The organism is Pseudomonas sp. G1002 (assembly GCF_013385455.1).
Lineage (GTDB): Bacteria > Pseudomonadota > Gammaproteobacteria > Pseudomonadales > Pseudomonadaceae > Aquipseudomonas.
Genome location: NZ_JACAPY010000033.1, coordinates 1 through 21,000, shown reverse-complemented (window position 1 = coordinate 21,000; position 21,000 = coordinate 1). Strand labels below are relative to the sequence as shown.

Annotated in this window: 17 protein-coding genes; 14 read left to right on the top strand and 3 right to left on the bottom strand. The window is 60.9% G+C overall.

Going from position 1 to position 21,000, the window contains the following annotated elements; translation table 11 throughout:
* Positions 1-40: 40 nt before the first annotated feature.
* The gene (locus HX801_RS21785) at positions 41-2,137 is read right to left on the bottom strand and encodes a molybdopterin oxidoreductase family protein (protein ID WP_177019253.1); all 2,097 of its coding nucleotides are present in this window, start codon (positions 2,135-2,137) and stop codon (positions 41-43) included.
* Between the two features lie 445 nt (positions 2,138-2,582).
* Between HX801_RS21785 and argF the strand changes: the two genes are divergently transcribed.
* Positions 2,583-3,503: an ornithine carbamoyltransferase gene (argF, locus tag HX801_RS21780; protein WP_134327267.1), complete on the top strand. Its 921-nt coding sequence runs from the start codon at positions 2,583-2,585 to the stop codon at positions 3,501-3,503.
* Positions 3,500-4,609 (top strand): ABC transporter ATP-binding protein, encoded by a 1,110-nt coding sequence (locus HX801_RS21775; protein ID WP_008433494.1) that lies wholly within the window; start codon positions 3,500-3,502, stop codon positions 4,607-4,609. The genes argF and HX801_RS21775 overlap by 4 nt, the downstream gene beginning before the upstream one ends.
* Positions 4,610-4,619: 10 nt before the next feature.
* Here HX801_RS21775 and ybaK read toward each other — a convergent pair whose 3' ends face one another.
* Positions 4,620-5,090, bottom strand: coding sequence for a Cys-tRNA(Pro) deacylase (gene ybaK, locus HX801_RS21770; protein ID WP_003208718.1), 471 nt, complete (start codon positions 5,088-5,090; stop codon positions 4,620-4,622).
* Positions 5,091-5,450: 360 nt separating this feature from the next.
* Between ybaK and HX801_RS21765 the strand changes: the two genes are divergently transcribed.
* From HX801_RS21765 to glpD, 4 genes are all read left to right on the top strand, one after another.
* Positions 5,451-6,305: an MIP/aquaporin family protein gene (locus tag HX801_RS21765; RefSeq protein ID WP_008433490.1), complete on the top strand. Its 855-nt coding sequence runs from the start codon at positions 5,451-5,453 to the stop codon at positions 6,303-6,305.
* 80 nt (positions 6,306-6,385) lie between these two features.
* Complete coding sequence (gene glpK / locus HX801_RS21760) at positions 6,386-7,891, top strand: glycerol kinase GlpK (RefSeq protein ID WP_003208721.1); 1,506 nt, start codon at positions 6,386-6,388, stop codon at positions 7,889-7,891.
* A gap of 94 nt (positions 7,892-7,985) precedes the next feature.
* The gene (locus HX801_RS21755) at positions 7,986-8,741 is read left to right on the top strand and encodes a DeoR/GlpR family transcriptional regulator (protein WP_003208723.1); all 756 of its coding nucleotides are present in this window, start codon (positions 7,986-7,988) and stop codon (positions 8,739-8,741) included.
* A 173-nt stretch (positions 8,742-8,914) separates the two neighbouring features.
* Positions 8,915-10,453: a glycerol-3-phosphate dehydrogenase gene (gene glpD, locus HX801_RS21750; RefSeq protein WP_008433488.1), complete on the top strand. Its 1,539-nt coding sequence runs from the start codon at positions 8,915-8,917 to the stop codon at positions 10,451-10,453.
* Positions 10,454-10,501: 48 nt separating this feature from the next.
* Here the strand turns inward: glpD and HX801_RS21745 are convergent, their stop codons facing one another.
* Positions 10,502-11,224 (bottom strand): tetratricopeptide repeat protein, encoded by a 723-nt coding sequence (locus tag HX801_RS21745; RefSeq protein WP_177022710.1) that lies wholly within the window; start codon positions 11,222-11,224, stop codon positions 10,502-10,504.
* 125 nt (positions 11,225-11,349) lie between these two features.
* Between HX801_RS21745 and HX801_RS21740 the strand changes: the two genes are divergently transcribed.
* From HX801_RS21740 to HX801_RS21705, 8 genes are all read left to right on the top strand, one after another.
* A complete protein-coding gene (locus HX801_RS21740; RefSeq protein ID WP_177022709.1) occupies positions 11,350-13,674 on the top strand; it encodes a TonB-dependent siderophore receptor in 2,325 nt (774 codons plus the stop codon).
* A 336-nt stretch (positions 13,675-14,010) separates the two neighbouring features.
* A complete protein-coding gene (locus tag HX801_RS21735; protein ID WP_008433481.1) occupies positions 14,011-14,937 on the top strand; it encodes a glutamate/aspartate ABC transporter substrate-binding protein in 927 nt (308 codons plus the stop codon).
* A gap of 195 nt (positions 14,938-15,132) precedes the next feature.
* Positions 15,133-15,879: an amino acid ABC transporter permease gene (locus HX801_RS21730; RefSeq protein WP_003208731.1), complete on the top strand. Its 747-nt coding sequence runs from the start codon at positions 15,133-15,135 to the stop codon at positions 15,877-15,879.
* Positions 15,879-16,550 (top strand): amino acid ABC transporter permease, encoded by a 672-nt coding sequence (locus tag HX801_RS21725; protein ID WP_003208733.1) that lies wholly within the window; start codon positions 15,879-15,881, stop codon positions 16,548-16,550. Before HX801_RS21730 ends, HX801_RS21725 begins: the two co-directional genes overlap by 1 nt.
* The gene (locus HX801_RS21720; RefSeq protein WP_003208734.1) at positions 16,547-17,281 is read left to right on the top strand and encodes an amino acid ABC transporter ATP-binding protein; all 735 of its coding nucleotides are present in this window, start codon (positions 16,547-16,549) and stop codon (positions 17,279-17,281) included. The genes HX801_RS21725 and HX801_RS21720 overlap by 4 nt, the downstream gene beginning before the upstream one ends.
* 67 nt (positions 17,282-17,348) lie before the next feature.
* Positions 17,349-19,250 (top strand): sensor histidine kinase, encoded by a 1,902-nt coding sequence (locus HX801_RS21715; protein ID WP_003208735.1) that lies wholly within the window; start codon positions 17,349-17,351, stop codon positions 19,248-19,250.
* Positions 19,247-20,587 carry a sigma-54 dependent transcriptional regulator gene (locus tag HX801_RS21710; RefSeq protein WP_003208736.1) on the top strand — a complete coding sequence of 447 codons (1,341 nt, stop codon included), beginning with the start codon at positions 19,247-19,249 and terminating at the stop codon, positions 20,585-20,587. Before HX801_RS21715 ends, HX801_RS21710 begins: the two co-directional genes overlap by 4 nt.
* An 18-nt stretch (positions 20,588-20,605) precedes the next feature.
* A complete protein-coding gene (locus HX801_RS21705) occupies positions 20,606-20,935 on the top strand; it encodes a GlpM family protein (protein WP_174717800.1) in 330 nt (109 codons plus the stop codon).
* Positions 20,936-21,000: the final 65 nt, after the last annotated feature.

Genomic DNA, 21,000 nt, shown 5'->3' with positions numbered 1-21,000 from the left:
AAACCCCAGCGTGACGCTCGGACTCCCCGACAGACAATCCTTACGCCGCCGCCACCTGCACCGGCACGCCGTTCAACGCTGCGTTGCCCGACAGCTCATCCAGTTGCCGCTCATCCGTCAGGTCATTCGCGCTCGCCCCCGGCTGCCCGCTGGCGATGGTCATCTGCACGCCAGGGCGGCCGTGGCCCCAACCGTGAGGCAGGCTGACCACGCCGGGCATCATGTCGAGACTGGCCAACACTTCCACCTCGATCATGCCGATCCGCGAGCTGACCCGTACCCGCTGCCCGTCAGTCAACTGGCGATGGGCAAGGTCATCCGGATGCATCAGCAGTTGATGGCGAGGCTTGCCCTTCACCAGCCGGTGGTAGTTATGCATCCAGGAGTTGTTGCTGCGCACATGCCGGCGGCCGATCAGCAGCAACTCATTCACCTCGGGCACCGGCTGCGCGGCAAAGCGCGCCAGGTCGGCAAGGATTACCGATGGTGCGGCCTGCAGATGGCCATTGGCGGTTTTCAGGCGGCCTGCGAGGTTGGGTTTCAGCGGCCCGAGGTCCAGGCCATGAGGGTGATCGGCCAGAGCGGCAATGGACAACCTGTCACCATAAGGCCCGGCCCGCAGCCCGAAGTCGATCATCTGCGCAGGCGGCATCGTCGGTTTGAGTGTATTACCCGTCTTCTCGGCAAACGCCCGGGCCAGGCCGACGAAGATTTCCCAGTCATGCAACGCACCCTCGGGTTTCGGCAGGATGGCGCGATTGAAACGGGTGACGTTACGCACCGCGAACATATTGAAGGTGGTGTCGTAGTGATCGTTTTCCAGGGCCGAGGTGGACGGCAGGATCAGGTCGGCATAACGCGTGGTCTCGTTGATATACAGGTCGATGCTGACCATGAACTCCAGGCCATCCAGCGCCTGTTCCAACTGCCGGCCGTTAGGCGTGGAGAGCACCGGATTGCCCGCCACCGTCACCAGCGCACGGATTTGCCCTTCACCCTCGGTGAGCATTTCTTCGGCCAGTGCCGACACCGGCAGCTCGCCCCCGTACTCCGGTCGCCCGGAAACCCGGCTTTGCCAGCGATTGAAATGCCCGCCGGAGGTGGAAGCTACCAGGTCGACTGCCGGCGTGGTGCACAAGGCCCCGCCGACTCGATCCAGATTACCGGTCACCAGGTTGATCAACTGCACCAGCCAATGGCACAGCGTGCCGAACGCCTGGGTCGATACGCCCATGCGGCCATAGCACACCGCCGCATCGGCCGCGGCGAAGTCCCGGGCCAACTGGCGGATCTGCTCGGCGGGTACCGCACATTGACGGCTCATGGCCTCGGCGGTGAATCCGGCCACGGCGTGGCGCACGTCATCCAGGCCGTCCACCGGCAGGTGACTGTCACGGGTCAGGTTCTCGGCAAACAGTGTATTGAGCAATCCGAACAACAACGCCGCATCACCGCCCGGGCGCACGAACAGATGCTGGTCGGCCATCGCCGCCGTCTCGCTGCGGCGCGGATCAACCACCACGACTTTGCCGCCGCGAGCCTGGATGGCCTTCAGGCGTTTCTCCACATCCGGCACGGTCATGATGCTGCCGTTGGACGCCAACGGGTTGCCGCCGAGGATCAGCATGAAATCGGTATGGTCGATGTCCGGGATCGGCAGCAACAGGCCGTGGCCGTACATCAGGTGGCTGGTGAGGTGGTGGGGTAACTGGTCCACCGAGGTGGCGGAAAAACGATTGCGGGTCTTCAGCTGGCCAAGGAAGTAGTTGCTGTGGGTCATCAGGCCATAGTTGTGCACGCTCGGATTGCCCTGGTACACCGCCACAGCATTCTGCCCGTGACGCGTCTGAATCGCGGCCAGGCGCTCGGCTACAAGTACAAAGGCGTCTTCCCACGGGATCGGCTGCCATTCGCTGCCCACTCGCAACATGGGCTGGTGCAGGCGGTCCGGGTCATTCTGGATGTCTTGCAGGGCCACGGCCTTGGGGCAGATATGGCCACGGCTGAACGTATCCAGGGGGTCGCCCTTGATCGAGGTGATCGCCAGGCTTGCGTCTTCGCCCTGGGTGGTCTCCAGTGTGAGGCCGCAGATGGCTTCGCACAGATGGCAGGCACGGTGGTGGAGAGTCTTGGTCATGGCCAGTCTCTTTTATTGTGGGCTAGGCGCTTCGGACGAAAACTATGGCCCGCCCGGGGCAGCAGCGCCAGCAACGTTCGTCGTGTGAATCCAGGGGCATCAGGCCAGGCCATGAGGAAACATCAGGAAATGTTTCAGAAGCCTTCGGCAGCCCGCTGAAACCGACGCAGCCCGGCCTCAGCCCGCCCTCACGCATTGCAATGTGGCGCAGCGCCAGTGTACAAATGACCCGCTGCTGTCAGGAAACAGGCTTCAAAAGCGCCCTCCCCGCGTCCTTGAACTCCCCTAAAAACTGTAGCCCTATTGGTAAGACGCGACATTTAATTATAAGATCGCGCCTTCCCCTATTTCGTCGCCCCGTGCGGCTTTCGCCGCAGGTCTCGCCCGTTTTCAAAATAAACCAGGCTTTGAGTATCTGCGGTCTGTTGCAAAAAGGTAGTTAATGATGAGCGCAAGGCACTTTCTCTCCCTGATGGATTGCACGCCCGAAGAGCTGGTCAGCGTGCTCCGTCGAGGCATTGAGCTTAAAGACCTGCGTAACCGCGGCGTACTGTTCGAGCCTTTGAAAAACCGCGTGCTCGGGATGATTTTCGAGAAGTCGTCCACCCGCACCCGCGTGTCTTTCGAAGCCGGCATGATTCAGCTCGGCGGCCAGGCTATCTTCCTGTCACCTCGCGATACCCAACTGGGCCGTGGCGAGCCGATCAGCGATTGCGCGATCGTGATGTCGAGCATGCTGGATGCGGTGATGATCCGTACCTTCGCCCACAGCACCCTGACCGAATTTGCCGCCAACTCCCGAGTGCCCGTGATCAACGGCCTGTCCGATGACCTGCACCCCTGCCAGTTGCTGGCCGACATGCAAACCTTCCTCGAACAGCGCGGCTCGATCCAGGGCAAGACCGTGGCCTGGATCGGCGACGGCAACAACATGTGCAACAGCTATATAGAAGCGGCGATCCAGTTCGACTTCAAATTGCGCGTTGCCTGCCCTGAAGGCTACGAGCCGGATGCACGTTTCCTGGCCGAGGCCGGCGACCGCGTGACCATCGTCCGCGACCCGCGTGAGGCGGTCATCGGCGCACACCTGGTGAGCACCGACGTGTGGACCTCCATGGGCCAGGAAGAGGAAACCGCCAAGCGCCTCAAGCTCTTCGCCCCGTTCCAGGTCACCCGCGCCCTGCTCGACCTGGCCGCGCCGGACGTGCTGTTCATGCACTGCCTGCCCGCCCACCGTGGCGAAGAAATCAGTCTCGACCTGCTGGACGATCAACGTTCAGTAGCCTGGGCCCAGGCGGAAAACCGCCTGCACGCACAAAAAGCCCTGCTCGAGTTTCTGGTTGCGCCAGCGTACCGTCCTGCATGAGCCAGCCACTACTGCTGAACCTGCGCAATCTGGCATGCGGCTATCAAGACCAACGGGTGGTGCAGAACCTCAATCTGCACCTCAACGCCGGCGACATCGGTTGCCTGCTGGGCTCCTCGGGCTGCGGCAAGACCACCACCCTGCGAGCGATTGCCGGGTTTGAGCCGGTGCATGAAGGCGAGATCAGCCTGGCAGGCGAAGTCATTTCCAGCGCCGGTTTCACACTGGCTCCGGAGAAACGTCGGATCGGCATGGTGTTCCAGGACTACGCGCTGTTTCCACACCTCAGCGTGGCCGACAACATCGCCTTCGGGATTCGCAAGCACCCGCAAAAAGAGCGTGTGGTCGCTGAATTGCTGGAACTGGTGAACCTGAAGAACCTCGGCAAGCGCTTCCCCCACGAACTCTCGGGCGGCCAGCAGCAACGCGTCGCCCTGGCTCGCGCCCTGGCGCCGGAACCGCAATTGTTGCTGCTGGACGAACCCTTCTCCAACCTCGACGGCGAACTGCGGCGCAAACTCAGCCACGAAGTACGCGATATCCTCAAGGCGCGGGGCACCAGTGCGATTCTGGTGACCCACGACCAGGAAGAAGCCTTCGCAGTGAGTGACCATGTCGGCGTGTTCAAGGAGGGTCGCCTGGAGCAGTGGGATACGCCCTACAACCTCTATCACGAACCGCTGACACCCTTTGTCGCCAGCTTCATTGGCCAGGGTTACTTCATTCGCGGGCAGTTGAACACGCCGGAATCGGTTACCACCGAACTGGGGGAGTTGCGCGGCAATCGTGCCTACACCTGGCCAACCGGCGGCGCGGTGGATGTGTTGCTGCGCCCGGACGACATCGTTTATGCACCGGACAGCGCCTTGAAGGCGCGGATTGTCGGCAAGACGTTCCTCGGCGCGTCGACCCTGTATCGCTTGCAGCTGCCGACAGGCGCTCAGCTGGAGTCGATCTTTCCCAGCCACGCCGATCACTTGGTCGGTGCCGACGTGGGTATTCGCGTGGCAGCCGAGCACCTGGTGTTGTTCCAGGCCTCAGGCAGCACCGCAGCACAAATCCCTCAGGTTGAGTCAGGCGTTCGACGCTACAGCACCGCCTCCTGACGTCAACGCATCACGCCCGGCCAATTTCCGCGAACTTGGCCTGGGTGTGTTCGGCCAGCACTGTCGCTGCCAACTCCACCTCAAGCCCCCTTCTCCCCGCACTGATAAAAATTGTCGGAAACGACTGCGCCGTCACATCGATGAAGGTGCGCAGGCGTTTCTTCTGCCCCAGCGGGCTGATGCCGCCCAACAAGTAACCGGTGGCCCGTTGCGCCGCTGCCGGGTCTGCCATCTCGACCTTTTTTACCCCCGCCGCCTGCGCCAACGCCTTTAAATCCAAACTTCCGACGACCGGCACAACCGCCACCAGCAGCTCGGCTTTTTCACTGCTGGCCAGCAGGGTCTTGAACACCTGCGCCGGGTCCAGGCCCAATTTTTCCGCGGCCTCCAGACCATAGGACGCTGCCTTGGGGTCATGTTCGTAACTGTGAATTCGATGTTCGGCGCGAACTTTTTTCAACAGGTCCAATGCGGGCGTCATGTGGGCTCCAGGCTTGGCAAAAAGGTGAAAAAACAGACAGCCAATTCTAGGCCAACAACAAGCAAAAGGCTCTAGTCCGAAGCCCTCTGCCACGCGCTCACGCGCACCTTCCCTGCCGCTTCCCGCGCCCACGGCACGATCATTCATCACACCAATAATTACAAAATGACCGATCGTTCACTTTCGACCTTTGACAGCCGTCATTCTTGTCTATATTTTTTCGTTTACGAATACTGTAGGAATGCACCTACGGATTCACAGCAGTAAGCCGCGAACAGGATGGGGATCCTCGCCACGGTGAAAATCGCCGATTGCCCGTTGCGGCAAAACGCCAGACAACAACAAAAACAGAGGTTTTCCATGACAACTGCTCTTCAACAGCCTTCACTTTCAAGTCAATGCATGGCCGAATTCCTGGGCACTGCGTTGCTGATCTTCTTCGGTACCGGATGTGTTGCTGCGCTCAAGGTCGCGGGTGCCAGCTTTGGGTTGTGGGAAATCAGTATCATCTGGGGGATCGGCGTCAGCATGGCGATCTACCTGAGCGCCGGTATTTCCGGGGCTCACCTGAATCCGGCGGTCAGTATCGCGCTGTGCATCTTTGCCGATTTCGACAAGCGCAAACTGCCGTTCTACATCATCGCCCAGGTCGCCGGGGCCTTCTGTTCGGCCGCGTTGGTTTACACGCTCTACAGCAACCTGTTTTTCGATTACGAACAAACCCACCACATGATTCGCGGCACCCAGGCCAGCCTGGAATTGGCGTCGGTGTTCTCCACCTACCCGCATCCGCTGCTGGGCACGGCCCAGGCGTTCCTGGTGGAAATGGTCATCACCGCGATCCTGATGGGCGTGATCATGGCCCTGACCGATGACAACAACGGCCTGCCCCGCGGCCCGTTGGCGCCGCTGCTGATTGGTTTGCTGATTGCCGTGATCGGCAGTGCCATGGGCCCGCTGACCGGCTTTGCGATGAACCCGGCCCGTGACTTCGGCCCCAAGCTGATGACCTTTTTCGCCGGTTGGGGTGAAATGGCTTTCACTGGCGGGCGCGACATTCCTTACTTCCTGATTCCGATCTTTGCGCCGATTGTCGGCGCCTGCCTCGGTGCTGCCGCCTATCGCGGGCTGATTGCCCGTCACCTGCCCAGCGCCGCACCTGCTACAACTGATGCAACCGAAGCGGCTGCCACCGCCAAAACCCGTACTTCCTGATGCGATAGCCTGGACCGTACTGCCCTTTTGCGGCCCAGGCTGTTTACTGACTTCCCTATTCTCCGTCCAAGGCAATCGACATGACCGACATTCAGAATAAGAACTACATCATTGCCCTCGATCAGGGCACCACCAGTTCCCGGGCGATCATCTTCGATCGTGACGCCAACGTGGTCTGCACCGCCCAGCGTGAATTCACCCAGCATTACCCGCAAGCCGGCTGGGTCGAACATGACCCGATGGAGATTTTCGCCACCCAGAGCGCGGTGATGGTCGAGGCCCTGGCACAAGCCGGCCTGCACCATGACCAGGTCGCGGCCATCGGTATCACCAACCAGCGTGAAACCACCGTGGTCTGGGACAAAATCACCGGCCGCCCGATCTACAACGCGATAGTCTGGCAATGCCGCCGCAGCACCGAGATCTGCCAGCAGCTCAAGCGCGACGGTCACGAGCAATACATCAACGACACCACCGGCCTGGTCACCGACCCGTACTTCTCCGGCACCAAGCTCAAGTGGATCCTCGACAACGTCGAAGGCAGTCGCGAACGTGCGCGTAACGGCGAGCTGCTGTTCGGCACCATCGACAGCTGGCTGATCTGGAAATTTACCGGCGGCAAGACCCACGTCACCGACTACACCAACGCCTCGCGCACCATGCTCTTCAACATCCACACGCTGGAGTGGGATGCGAAGATGCTGGAGATTCTCGACGTGCCGCGCGAAATGCTGCCGGAAGTGAAGTCTTCCTCGGAAATCTACGGTCGCACCAAAAGCGGTATCGCCATCGGCGGTATCGCCGGTGACCAGCAGGCGGCGCTGTTTGGCCAAATGTGCGTAGAACCGGGCCAGGCGAAAAACACCTACGGCACCGGCTGCTTCCTGCTGATGAACACCGGCGACAAGGCGGTGAAATCCAAACACGGCATGCTCACCACCATCGCCTGCGGCCCGCGTGGCGAAGTGGCCTACGCCCTGGAAGGCGCCGTGTTCAACGGCGGTTCCACCGTGCAATGGCTGCGTGATGAGTTGAAGATCATCGCCGATGCCACCGACACCGAATACTTCGCCGGCAAGGTCAAGGACAGCAACGGCGTGTACCTGGTGCCAGCCTTCACCGGCCTGGGCGCTCCGTACTGGGACCCGTATGCCCGTGGTGCGCTGTTCGGCCTGACCCGTGGTGTACGCGTGGATCACATCATTCGTGCAGCCCTGGAGTCGATTGCCTACCAGACCCGCGACGTACTCGATGCCATGCAGCAGGATTCCGGCGAACGCCTCAAATCCCTGCGGGTAGACGGTGGCGCGGTCGCCAACAACTTCCTGATGCAGTTCCAGGCCGACATCCTCGGTACCCAGGTTGAACGCCCACAAATGCGCGAAACCACCGCGTTGGGCGCCGCCTACCTGGCCGGCCTGGCGTGCGGTTTCTGGGGCAGCCTGGACGAACTGCGTGGCAAGGCGGTAATCGAGCGTCAATTCGAACCGCAGTTGGAAGAAGCGGCGAAGGAAAAACTCTACGCCGGCTGGCAGAAAGCAGTCAGCCGCACCCGCGACTGGGAACCCCACGAAGGCGCTGAATAAGCCAAGCGCCGGACGCGCATAGGGTTGTAACTGGCAGGGAGCAGATTCCTGCGTCATCATGGGCCACTTTTTACGGCAGCCCAAAGGACGCACCATGAATCTGCCTCCCCGCCAGCAACAAATCCTCGAACTGGTTCGCGAACGCGGCTATGTGAGTATCGAGGAAATGGCGCAGCTCTTCGTTGTCACCCCGCAAACCATCCGCCGCGATATCAATCAACTGGCGGAAGCCAATCTGTTGCGCCGCTACCATGGCGGCGCAGCCTATGACTCCAGCGTTGAAAACACCGCGTACGCCATGCGTGCCGACCAGATGCGCGACGAAAAACAGCGCATCGGCGAAGCCATCGCCGCGCAAATCCCCGATCACGCCTCGCTGTTTATCAACATCGGTACCACCACCGAATCGATCGCGCGTGCGCTGCTTAACCACAGCCACCTGAAAATCATCACCAATAACCTCAACGTCGCCATGATGCTGAGTGCCAAAGACGACTTCGACGTACTCCTGACCGGCGGCAACGTGCGCCGGGATGGCGGTGTGGTAGGCCAGGCCAGCGTTGATTTCATCAACCAGTTCAAGGTCGATTTCGCCTTGGTGGGCATCAGCGGTATCGATGAAGACGGCAGCCTTCTGGACTTCGATTATCAGGAAGTACGGGTTTCCCAGGCGATCATTGCCAATGCGCGCAAGGTGATCCTGGCGGCGGACTCCAGCAAATTCGGGCGCAACGCCATGATTCGCCTGGGACCCATCAGTTTGATTGATTGTTTAGTCACCGATCAGCAGCCGGTCCCGGCACTGGTGCAGTTGCTGAATCAGCACAAGATTCGGCTGGAAGTGGTGTAAGCCTATACAGGGGGTGTCCTGCCCCCTGATGTTCACAAATTTTCCTTTCTTCGCCCTTCGATCAGTATTTTCAATCGAAGCGGGCTGGCTGTACCTGCGTTTATAAGCTACCATTTTCGCAAATGAACATTTATGTTCGAATTCCAATACGAAAAAGATTGCGAGGCCAGCCGATGAACCCTTCTACCTTGCCTGCCCCACCGCTTGCCGAAGTCTATGACGTCGCCGTTATCGGTGGCGGGATCAATGGCGTCGGGATTGCAGCAGACGCAGCCGGTCGCGGTTTGTCGGTATTCCTTTGCGAAAAGGACGACCTGGCCAGCCACACTTCCTCCGCGAGCAGCAAGCTGATCCACGGTGGCCTGCGTTACCTGGAGCATTACGAATTCCGCTTGGTGCGCGAAGCCCTGGCTGAACGTGAGGTGCTGTTGGCCAAGGCCCCGCACATCGTCAAGCAGATGCGCTTTGTATTGCCTCACCGCCCGCACCTGCGTCCGGCATGGATGATTCGCGCCGGCCTGTTCCTGTATGACCATCTGGGCAAGCGGGAAAAACTCGAAGGCTCCAAGAGCCTCAAGTTCGGCCCCGACAGCCCGCTGAAAAGCGAAATCACCAAAGGCTTCGAATACTCCGATTGCTGGGTCGACGACGCCCGCCTTGTAGTACTCAACGCCATGGCTGCGCGGGAAAAGGGTGCGCACATCCACACCCAGACCCGTTGCGTCAGCGCACACCGCAGCAAAGGCCTGTGGGAAATGAACATGGAACGTGCCGACGGCAGCCTGTTCTCGATCCGCGCCCGAGCGCTGGTGAACGCCGCCGGCCCGTGGGTGGCCAAGTTCATCAAGGATGACTTGAAGCTGGATTCGCCCTACGGCATCCGTCTGATCCAGGGCAGCCACCTGATCGTACCGAAGCTGTATGAAGGCGCCCACGCGCACATCCTGCAGAACGAAGACCAGCGTATCGTCTTCACCATTCCGTACCTGAATCACCTGACCATCATCGGCACCACCGACCGCGAATACACCGGCGACCCGGCGAAAGTGGCGATTACCGAAGGTGAAACCGACTACATGCTCAACGTGGTCAACGCGCACTTCAAGAAGCAGCTGAGCCGCGATGACATCGTGCACACCTATTCCGGCGTGCGCCCGCTGTGCAACGACGAGTCCGACAACCCGTCGGCGGTGACCCGCGACTACACCCTGGCGCTGTCCGGCACCTCGGGCGAGGCGCCGTTGCTGTCGGTGTTCGGCGGCAAGCTGACCACCTACCGCAAGCTGGCCGAATCGGCGATGGCACAACTGGCGCCTTACTTCACGCAGATGCGCCCAAGCTGGACGGCTACAGCCACCCTGCCCGGCGGCGAAAACATGAGCACGCCAGAAGCCCTGGCCGATGCAATCCGTAGCAAATACGACTGGGTGCCGAGCGAGATTGCCCGTCGCTGGTCCACCACTTACGGCAGCCGCACCTGGCGCCTGCTGGAAGGCGTGCAATCGCTGGCGGACATGGGTGACCACCTCGGTGGCGGCCTGTACACCCGCGAAGTCGATTACCTGTGCGCTGAAGAATGGGCCACTCAGCCCCAGGACATCCTGTGGCGCCGCAGCAAGCTGGGCCTGTTCACCACGCCGCAGGAGCAGGAGAACGTGCAGCGTTACCTGTCCAAGGTTGAGCACAACCGCGGCAAGATCGAAGCGGCCTGATCAGCCCGACGTAAAAAAGCCCCTGCACCGAAAGGTCCAGGGGCTTTTTCATGCCTGCAGATGACGCTGATAGCGCAGGCCCATTTCACGAATCCCGCTGAAGGCAGAGCCCAGCAACACGGGATAAGCCGCCTGCAAAAAGCCTGGCGTGGCCGTCGCGAGGGCCCGCTCCAACCATAGGCAGGCCTGCACTTCGTCGCCGTCGTGAGCCAGCTCCGCAGCATGGTTGTATTGCCCGCGGAAATCCCCGGCCTCGGCTGAGCGCTGATACCACTGGCGCGCCAGTTGAACATCCTTGGGCACCACCACGCCTTCATGGTGGAACCGACCCAACAGGTTCATCGACTTGGCGTGCCCCTTGGCCGCAGCCTGGCGGAACAGTTCATATGCCGCGACAAGGTCACGCTCCACACCACGGCCACGCGTCAGCAACTGGCCGTAGTTATACAAACCCCAATCCAGCCCCAGATCGGCGGCCTTGCGGTAATGCCGCGCACTGTCTTCCAAGTCGACCTCGCAGCCCCAGCCATTCTCCAGGCAGCGCCCGATCATGTTGATCGCCATGGGGTGACGCTGCCGCGCAGCGATGCGAAACCAGCTCAACCCCAGCGCCTCATCCTTCTGCACGCCACGACCGTCGAGCAGCAGCTGGGCCAGGGTCGCCTGTGCGTCGACATCTCCCAGCTGTGCCGCATGCATCACCCAGCGCACATAGGCACGCGGGTTATCACCGATATCCGAGGGCTCGCTGCCTGGCTGTGCGCTCTGCATTCCTGCCCCGAGTAGCGATCAAGGACCGCAAAAAGTTTCATGATTTATTTGGTTACAAAGTATTACATTTGAGATCGCTTATCAATTACGATCGCATCTCACTAACACTAACAAGAGATTACTCAATGGCTACCGGCATCAGTTCTGCCCCCCTCTCATCGCGGCATTTGCTCGCGTCGGCAGTGGGCCTGGCAGTGGCTGCGCAAGGAGGATTCAGTTACGCGGCGGAGCCCGCACCAGAAGACAACACAGGGGTCATCCAACTCGGCGCGACCAGCATCGAAGGCCAGGCCCCGAGCCAGAGCGTCTACAACCCTGTGGCGCCTTCTTCCCCCAAGTACACCGAGGCCCTGCGCGACACGCCGCAGACCATCACGGTGGTGCCCAAGGAAGTCATTCATGACCAGAACCTGCTGACCCTGCGCGACGTGCTCAGCACCGTGCCGGGGATCACCTTCGGGGCCGGCGAAGGTGGCAGCGGGTATGGCGACAGCATCAACCTGCGCGGCTTCTCCGCCAGCGGCGACATCTACGTGGACGGCGTGCGCGACAGCGCGCAGTACAGCCGCACCGACCCGTTCAACCTGGAGCAGGTCGAAGTCGTCAGCGGCGCAAGTTCGGTGTATTCCGGCTCCGGCGCGGTCGGTGGCACCATCAACCTGGTGAGCAAACAGCCGGAATTACGCGACAAAACCACCATCAGTGCGGGCATCGGCACCGATAACTACAAGCGCACCACCCTGGACACCAACCAGACGCTGAACGACACCACCGCGTTCCGCCTGAACCTGATGGCCCATGGTAACGACGTACCTGGCCGCGATTATGAAGATTACGAACGCTGGGGCATCGCGCCCTCCATCGCGTTTGGCCTGGGCACGCCGACACGCGTCACCGTCAGTTACGAGCACCAGAAAGACAACAACACGCCGCAGTACGGCATCCCGATCTACAACGGCAAGCCCATGCCGGGCGTGGGTTGGAGTGACTACTACGGCTACCACAACATCAATGACCAGCAAATCACCTCGGACTCGTTCAGCCTGAAGCTCGAACACGACTTCAACGACGCCGTGTCCGTGCGCAACTTCACCCGCGTCGAGCGGGTGCGCCAGGACCTGCGCGCCTCAGGCCCCGAAGGTGCATTGACCGGCTGCCTGGCCAGCGGCACCCAGATCACCGGCGCCCCTTGCGCCGCAGGCCTGCAGCCAGGCTACTTCCAGCCAAGCGGCGGCTCACTGGGTAACGAGCGCAACACCCAGAACAAGATGTTCACCAACCAGACCGACGTCACCAGCCACTTCAGCACCGGGTTCATCGACCACACGCTGGTGACCGGCATCGCCATCAGCCGCGAGGAATACGAGGCGGATACCGGTAAATGGCTGACCAACGCCAACGGCAGCACCATCGTCCCACCACCGGTCAGCTACAGCGACCCGAACTCCGAATGGTCCGGCCCCGTCAACTTCACCCGGGCCGCCCACATTGACGGCGCGCTGAACAACCGCGCCGCCTATGCCTTCGACACGCTCAAGCTCAACCCACAGTGGGAAATCAACGGCGGCCTGCGTTACGAGCACAACGCCGGCAGCTCGGTGACCAATGCCTATTCCAGCACTGGCGTGGAAACGCCCGGCACTCGCTACGGCCAGGCGGATGACCTGACCTCCTACCGCCTGGCGCTGGTCTACAAACCGGTGGAAAACGGCAGCTTCTATATCGCCTACGGCAACAGCAAGACGCCGTCCCAGGCCAGCGTCAATGGGGGTTGCTACACCCCGGCCAAAAGCTCAAGCATCGCCACCAACAACTGCGATGTTTCCCCGGAAACCGCCGTCAGCTATGAGATCGGCACCAAATGGGACCTGCTCGACAATGCCCTGTCGCTGACGGGCGCGATCTTCCGCAATGACCGCACCAACTATAAAGTCGCCGACAATGACCCGAGCAACCTGAGCGGCACCCAGACCCTCGACGGCAAGGCACGTGCAGACGGTGTGGCGCTGGGCATGAGCGGTCAGCTGACTGACCGCTGGAAGGTCTTCGCCAACTACACCTACCTGAACACTCGTGTGCTGCGCAGCGCCAGCGATTACACCCTGGCGACCACCGGCATCGACGTGCAGAAAGGCGAGCCGCTGACCTTCACCCCCAAACATGCAGCCAGCATCTGGACGGTGTACGACCTGCCCTACGACTTCCAGGTGGGCTACGGCATCACGGCGCAAACCAAGCAGTACCTGGTCAGCGCCGCCAACTCGCCGACTTCCCCCGGCTATGCGGTGCAGCGTGCGATGCTCGGTTACAAGGTCAACAAACAGTTGAACCTGCAGCTGAACATCAACAACCTGTTCGACAAGGAGTACCTCACCCGTATCCGCAACAACGGTTGGGCAGTGCCCGGCGATGGCCGCGCGGCAGTGGTGTCGGCCGACTACACGTTCTGACAGAGCCACACCCAAAAGCCCCGGGAGCCACACTCTCGGGGCTTTTTCATGGGCGATACAGGCCCACGCCGCCATTCGGTTTTCCGAACGCCATAGCTCAACCTATTCGGTTTGCCGGACCAAAACAGGAGAAAAAACCCGTAATACAAAGTTAATCTCTATATAAATCATATGGTTAACCTTTTATTTCTGGTCTGGCACGACTCATGCTCTACACTCGTAGGCGATTGCCTGAGGCGCCTCAGGAGCCGTCACAGGCTTTCGCAGTACTGTTTATATAAAAACGTGGCCGTCCCAACCGGTCTCATAAAAAAAACAAATGTCGAGGAAGTATTGATGCGCATCGTTCCCCATATCCTGGGCGCAGCTATCGCTGCTGCTCTGATCAGCACTCCAGTTTTCGCCGCCGAACTCACCGGCACACTGAAGAAAATCAACGACTCCGGCACGATCACTCTCGCTCACCGCGACAGCTCCATTCCGTTTTCCTATATCGCGGATGGTTCGGGCAAACCCGTGGGCTACTCCCACGACATTCAGCTGGCTATCGTTGAAGCCCTGAAAAAAGACCTGAACAAACCCGACCTGAAGACCAAGTACAACCTGGTCACCTCGCAAACCCGTATCCCGCTGATCCAGAACGGCACCGCGGATATCGAGTGCGGCTCCACCACCAACAACGCCGAACGCGCCCAGCAGGTTGACTTCACCGTCAATATCTTCGAAATCGGCACCCGCCTGCTGGTCAAGAAAGACAAGGAAGGCAAGCCGTCCTACAGCGATTTCGCCGACCTGAAAGGCAAGAACGTCGTGACCACCGCCGGCACCACGTCCGAGCGCATCATCAAGGCGATGAACGCCGACAAGCAGATGGGCATGAACGTCATCTCCGCCAAGGACCACGGCGAGTCCTTCCAGATGCTGGAAAGCGGCCGCGCCGTTGCCTTCATGATGGACGACGCGCTGCTGGCCGGTGAAGAAGCCAAGGCCAAGAAGCCGGACGACTGGGTCATCACCGGTACTCCACAGTCCTTCGAAGCCTACGCCTGCATGGTTCGCAAAGACGACCCAGCCTTCAAGAAGGCCGTGGATGACGCGATCGTCGGCCTGTACAAGTCTGGCGAGATCAACAAGATCTACAGCAAGTGGTTCGAGAGCCCGATTCCACCAAAAGGCCTGAACCTCAACTTCCCGATGAGCGACAAGGTCAAGGATCTGATCGCCAACCCAAGCGACAAGCCAGCGCCTGACGTAAAAATCTGATACCTGACTAAGCTTATGTCCTGAGGGAGCCAACCCTCCCTCAGGCGTCTGTTGCTACCTGCTGGCTTTAATTTTGGAACACTCGACCTGGCGGTTTTCGAGCCGATCGCGTGTGCCTGGCGTTCACCGTCGGGCGGGAAAGGATCTTCCCCAAGCGGGTGCTTGTACATCGATCGATCTCGAGGGGAGACCCTAATGAATTACAACTGGGACTGGGGCGTGTTCTTCAAGTCCACCGGCGTGGGCAGCGAGACTTATCTCGACTGGTACATCGCCGGCTTGGGCTGGACCATTGCCATCGCCGTCGTGGCATGGATTATCGCCTTGCTGCTGGGGTCCATTCTGGGCGTCATGCGCACCGTGCCAAACCGCATCGTATCGGGCATCGCGACCTGCTACGTGGAACTGTTTCGCAACGTACCGCTGCTGGTTCAGCTGTTCATCTGGTATTTCCTGATACCCGACCTGCTGCCGCAGAACCTGCAGGACTGGTACAAACAAGACCTCAACCCGACCACCTCGGCCTACCTGAGCGTTGTCGTGTGCCTGGGCCTGTTCACCGCTGCCCGTGTGTGCGAACAAGTGCGTACCGGCATCCAGGCGCTGCCACGGGGCCAGGAATCCGCCGCGCGCGCCATGGGCTTCAAGCTGCCGCAGATCTACTGGAACGTGCTGCTGCCCCAGGCCTACCGCATCATCATTCCGCCGCTTACCTCGGAATTCCTCAACGTCTTCAAGAACTCCTCCGTGGCGTCCCTGATCGGCTTGATGGAACTGCTGGCGCAAACCAAACAGACCGCCGAGTTCTCGGCCAACCTGTTCGAGGCCTTCACCCTGGCCACGCTGATCTATTTCACCCTGAACATGAGCCTGATGCTGCTGATGCGCGTGGTCGAGAAGAAAGTCGCCGTGCCCGGCCTGATCTCCGTGGGGGGTAAATAATGGACTTCGATTTCAGCGGCATCATCCCCGCCATCCCGGGCCTGTGGAACGGCATGGTCATGACCTTGCAGTTGATGGTCATGGGCGTGGTCGGCGGCATCATCCTGGGTACGATCCTCGCGCTGATGCGCCTGTCGTCCAGCAAACTGCTGTCGCGCCTGGCCGGCGCCTACGTGAACTACTTCCGCTCGATCCCGCTGCTGCTGGTGATCACCTGGTTCTACCTGGCGGTGCCGTTCGTGCTGCGCTGGATCACCGGCGAAGACACCCCGATCGGTGCGTTCACCTCCTGCGTCGTGGCCTTCATGATGTTCGAGGCGGCGTACTTCTGCGAAATCGTGCGGGCCGGCGTGCAGTCGATCCCCAAGGGCCAGATGGCCGCGGCGCAAGCGATGGGCATGACCTACGGCCAGACCATGCGCCTGATCATCCTGCCCCAGGCGTTCCGCAAGATGACCCCGTTGCTGCTGCAACAGTCGATCATCCTGTTCCAGGACACCTCGCTGGTCTACACCGTGGGCCTGGTGGACTTCCTCAACTCCGCCCGTTCCAACGGCGACATCATCGGCCGCTCCAATGAGTTCCTGATCTTCGCCGGTGTCGTCTACTTCATCATCAGCTTTTCCGCCTCGCTGCTGGTCAAGCGTCTGCAAAAAAGGTTTGCCGTATGATCTCTATCAAGAATATCAACAAGTGGTATGGCGACTTCCAGGTGCTGACCGATTGCAGCACCGAGGTTAAAAAAGGCGAAGTGATCGTGGTGTGCGGGCCGTCCGGCTCGGGCAAATCGACCCTGATCAAGTGCGTCAACGCCCTGGAACCGTTCCAGAAAGGCGACGTGGTGGTCGATGGCACCTCCATTGCCGACCCGAAGACCAACCTGCCGAAACTGCGCTCGCGCGTTGGCATGGTGTTCCAGCACTTCGAGCTGTTTCCGCACCTGACCATCACCGAAAACCTGACCATCGCGCAGATCAAGGTATTGGGCCGCAGCAAGGAAGAAGCCACCAAGAAGGGCCTGCAACTGCTGGAGCGCGTCGGCCTGTCGGCTCACGCCCACAAGCACCCGGGCCAGCTTTCCGGCGGCCAGCAACAGCGTGTGGCAATTGCCCGTGCGCTGGCGATGGACCCGATCGTCATGCTGTTCGACGAACCGACCTCGGCCCTCGACCCGGAAATGGTCAACGAAGTGCTCGACGTGATGGTGCAACTGGCCCAGGAAGGCATGACCATGATGTGCGTGACCCACGAAATGGGTTTCGCCCGCAAGGTAGCCGACCGGGTGATCTTCATGGACGCCGGCAAGATCATCGAAGACTGCCCGAAAGAGGAATTCTTCGGCGACATCAGCGCCCGCTCCGAGCGTGCGCAGCACTTCCTCGAGAAAATCCTGCAGCACTAAGCACTGCCCTGTTGTGGTGGGTCGGGCAACCCCACTCACCACAACTGGTTGACCCAAGGCATCTGTGATGAAATGCGACCCCAACCTCTTTCGCGCCGCGCCGCCATCACTTGCCGTGAAGCCTCGTCTGATTCGCCAATTGTTCCTGCCGCCGCTGATCATCGCCCTGATGATCGGACTGGGTTACGTCGGCTTCTGGATCAGCGAGTTCTATGGGATCCGCACCCTCAGCGATACCGGCGAACGCCAACTGGAATTGCACGCCCGCACCGTCGAGAGCGAACTCAGCAAATATACCTACCTGCCCAGTCTCCTGGAGCTGGAATCCAGCGTCTCCAGGCTGTTGGCCGACCCGAATCAAGAAACCCGCAAAACCGTCAACGACTACCTCGAAGGCCTGAACCGGCGCAGTCGCAGCCGGGCGATCTACGTGATGGACACCACCGGCCGTGTGCTGGCGACCAGTAACTGGCGCGATGCCGACAGTTACCAGGGTGAAGACCTGTCCTTCCGTGCCTATTTCCAGAATGCCGTACGCGGCCAGCCCGGCCGGTTCTACGGCATCGGCAGCACCAACGGCGAACCCGGCTATTACCTGGCCCATGGCCTGGAAGAACACGGCAAGATCATCGGCGTCGCCGTGGTCAAGGTACGCCTGGAAGCGCTGGAAGAGCGCTGGCAGCGGGCGCGCCTGGAGGCCTTCGTCAGTGACGAGAACGGCATCATCATTCTCTCCAGCGACCCGGCCCGTCGCCTCAAGTCCGTGCGGCCATTGAGCGATGACACCAAGGACCGCCTCGCCCACAGCCTGCAATACTACTGGGCGACGCTCAACGAGCTGGAACCACTGGCCCGCGAACGCCTCAACGAAGGCACCGAGAAATTGACCTTCCCGGCCAACAGCGAAGTGGTGGCCGACGAGCATGAGGTCAGCTACCTGGCCCAGACCCGCCCACTGAACGACACCCCCTGGAATTTCACCCTGCTCACCCCGCTGAACGACCTGCGCCGGGCCGCCATCAACCAAGGCATCCTGGTGGCCGTAGCCTTTGCGCTGGTGGCATTCCTGCTGATTGCCTGGAACGAGCGCCGAAAGGTGATTGCCACCCGCCTCGCCGCCCGGGAAGCCCTGCAGGAAGCCAATAACCAGCTGGAGCGACGGATTGCCGAACGCACCACCGACCTGCGGGCCAGCAACGAGCGGCTCAAGAGCCAGATTCGCGAGCGGCGCCAGGCCGAGGAAACCTTGCGCCGGGCCCAGGACGAACTGGTGCAGGCCGGCAAACTCGCGGCCATCGGCCAGATGTCCACCAGCATCGCCCATGAATTGAACCAGCCACTGGCCGCCCTGCGTACCCTGTCGGGCAACACCGTGCGCTTCCTTGAGCGTGGGGCGCTGGACACCGCCAGTGCCAACCTCAAGACCATCAACGAACTGATCGACCGCATGGGTCGCATCACCGCCAGCCTGCGCTCCTTTGCCCGGCGTGGCGATGACCAGGGCGAAGCCAATCTGGGCAAGGCGGTGGACGCTACGTTCCAGATCCTCGGCAGTCGCCTGGAGACCCTGCCGCTGACGGTGCACCGCCACTTCAGCAGCGCGCAGTTGCAGATCGACCAGACACGCCTGGAGCAGATCCTGGTCAACCTGATGGGCAACGCCCTGGACGCGATGCAGGCGCAACCGGCCCCCGAACTGTGGCTGGAAGGCGACATCGCCGACGGCAAATATCGCCTGCGGGTGCGCGATAACGGCCACGGGATTGATCCCGAGACCCGCAAGCATTTGTTCGAACCGTTCTTTACCACCAAACCCGGCGAACAAGGCCTGGGCCTCGGCCTGACGCTGTCGGCCAGCCTCGCGGCGGCGACCGGCGGCAACCTCGCCGTCGAGCATCCGGCCAGCGGTGGTACTGCCTTTGTCCTGAGTTTGCCGCTGGCGAGCCCTCAACAAGTCGAGTCGAAATGAACGCAGAAAAAACCACCGACCTGACCGTCCTGATCGTCGAAGACGACCCCCATGTATTGCTCGGCTGCCAGCAAGCCCTGGCCCTGGAAGACATTCCCAGCGTGGGCGTGGGCAGTGCCGAAGAAGCCTTGACCCTCGTCGGTGAAAACTTCGCCGGCATCGTCATCAGCGATATTCGCCTGCCGGGCATCGACGGCCTGGAGTTGCTGACCCGGCTCAAGGCCCTGGATAAAAGCCTGCCGGTGGTGCTGATCACCGGCCACGGCGATATCTCCATGGCCGTGGGCGCGATGCGCAACGGCGCCTATGACTTCATGGAGAAACCCTTCTCTCCCGAGCGCCTGGTGGACGTAGCCCGCCGCGCCCTGGAACAACGCGGTTTGGCCCGGGAAGTCTGGTCGCTGCGCCGGCAACTGGCCGAGCGCGATTCGCTGGAAGGCCGGATCATCGGTCGCTCCCCGGCCATGCAGAACCTGCGGGAATTGATCGCCAACGTCGCCGACACCTCGGCCAACGTGTTGATCGAGGGCGAGACCGGCACCGGCAAGGAATTGGTCGCGCGCTGCCTGCACGATTTCAGCCGGCGCCACTCCCACCAGTTCGTCGCCTTGAACTGCGGCGGCCTGCCCGAGAACCTGTTCGAAAGCGAAATCTTCGGCCACGAAGCCAACGCGTTCACCGGTGCCGGCAAGCGCCGCATCGGCAAGATCGAACACGCCCACGAAGGCACGCTGTTCCTCGACGAAGTGGAAAGCATGCCGATGAACCTGCAGATCAAGCTGCTGCGGGTGTTGCAGGAACGCACCCTGGAACGCCTGGGCTCGAACCAGAGCGTGGCGGTGGATTGCCGGGTGATCGCCGCGACCAAGTCCGACCTCGACGACCTGAGCCGCGCCAACCAGTTTCGCAGCGACCTGTACTACCGCCTTAACGTGGTGACCCTGGAACTGCCGCCGCTGCGTGAACGCCGCGAAGACATCCTGCAGTTGTTCGAACACTTCCTGCAGCAGTCGTCGCTGCGTTTCGACCGCACCGCGCCGGACCTCGACAACCAGACCCTGTCCAGCCTGATGAGCCATGACTGGCCGGGCAACGTGCGTGAACTGCGCAACGTGGCCGAGCGGTTTGCCCTCGGTTTGCCGGCGTTCAAGAAGAGCGGCGCCAGCAGCGGCAACCATGGGCTGGCCTTTACCGAAGCGGTGGAGGCGTTCGAGCGCAACCTGCTCAACGATGCCTTGCAACGCAGCGGCGGCAACCTGACCCAGGCCAGCCAGGAACTGGGGATGGCCAAGACCACGTTGTTCGACAAGGTCAAGAAGTACGGGCTGAGCCACTAGGAGCGCATTGTGGATTTATTGTTGAAGGCGGCATTGGGTGCGGGGGTGGTGCTTATTCTGGCGGCGCTGGCCAAGACCAAGAACTACTACATTGCAGGGTTGGTGCCGCTGTTTCCGACGTTCGCGTTGATTGCGCATTACATTGTCGGCAAGGGTCGGTCGGTGGAGGATTTGAAGACCACCATCGTGTTCGGGATGTGGTCGATCATTCCGTACTTTGTGTACCTGGCGACGTTGTATGTGATGGTTGACCGGATGCGTCTGGAGGCTTCGCTGGCGGTGGCGGCGGTGGCGTGGTTGATGGCGGCTACGATTTTGGTCAGCGTTTGGGTTCGCATGCACGCCTGACATGTGGAGCCGAATGAGTGTGTTTGTCCATTTTTTAGGTAACGGCTGATATTGGTTCCGCTCTT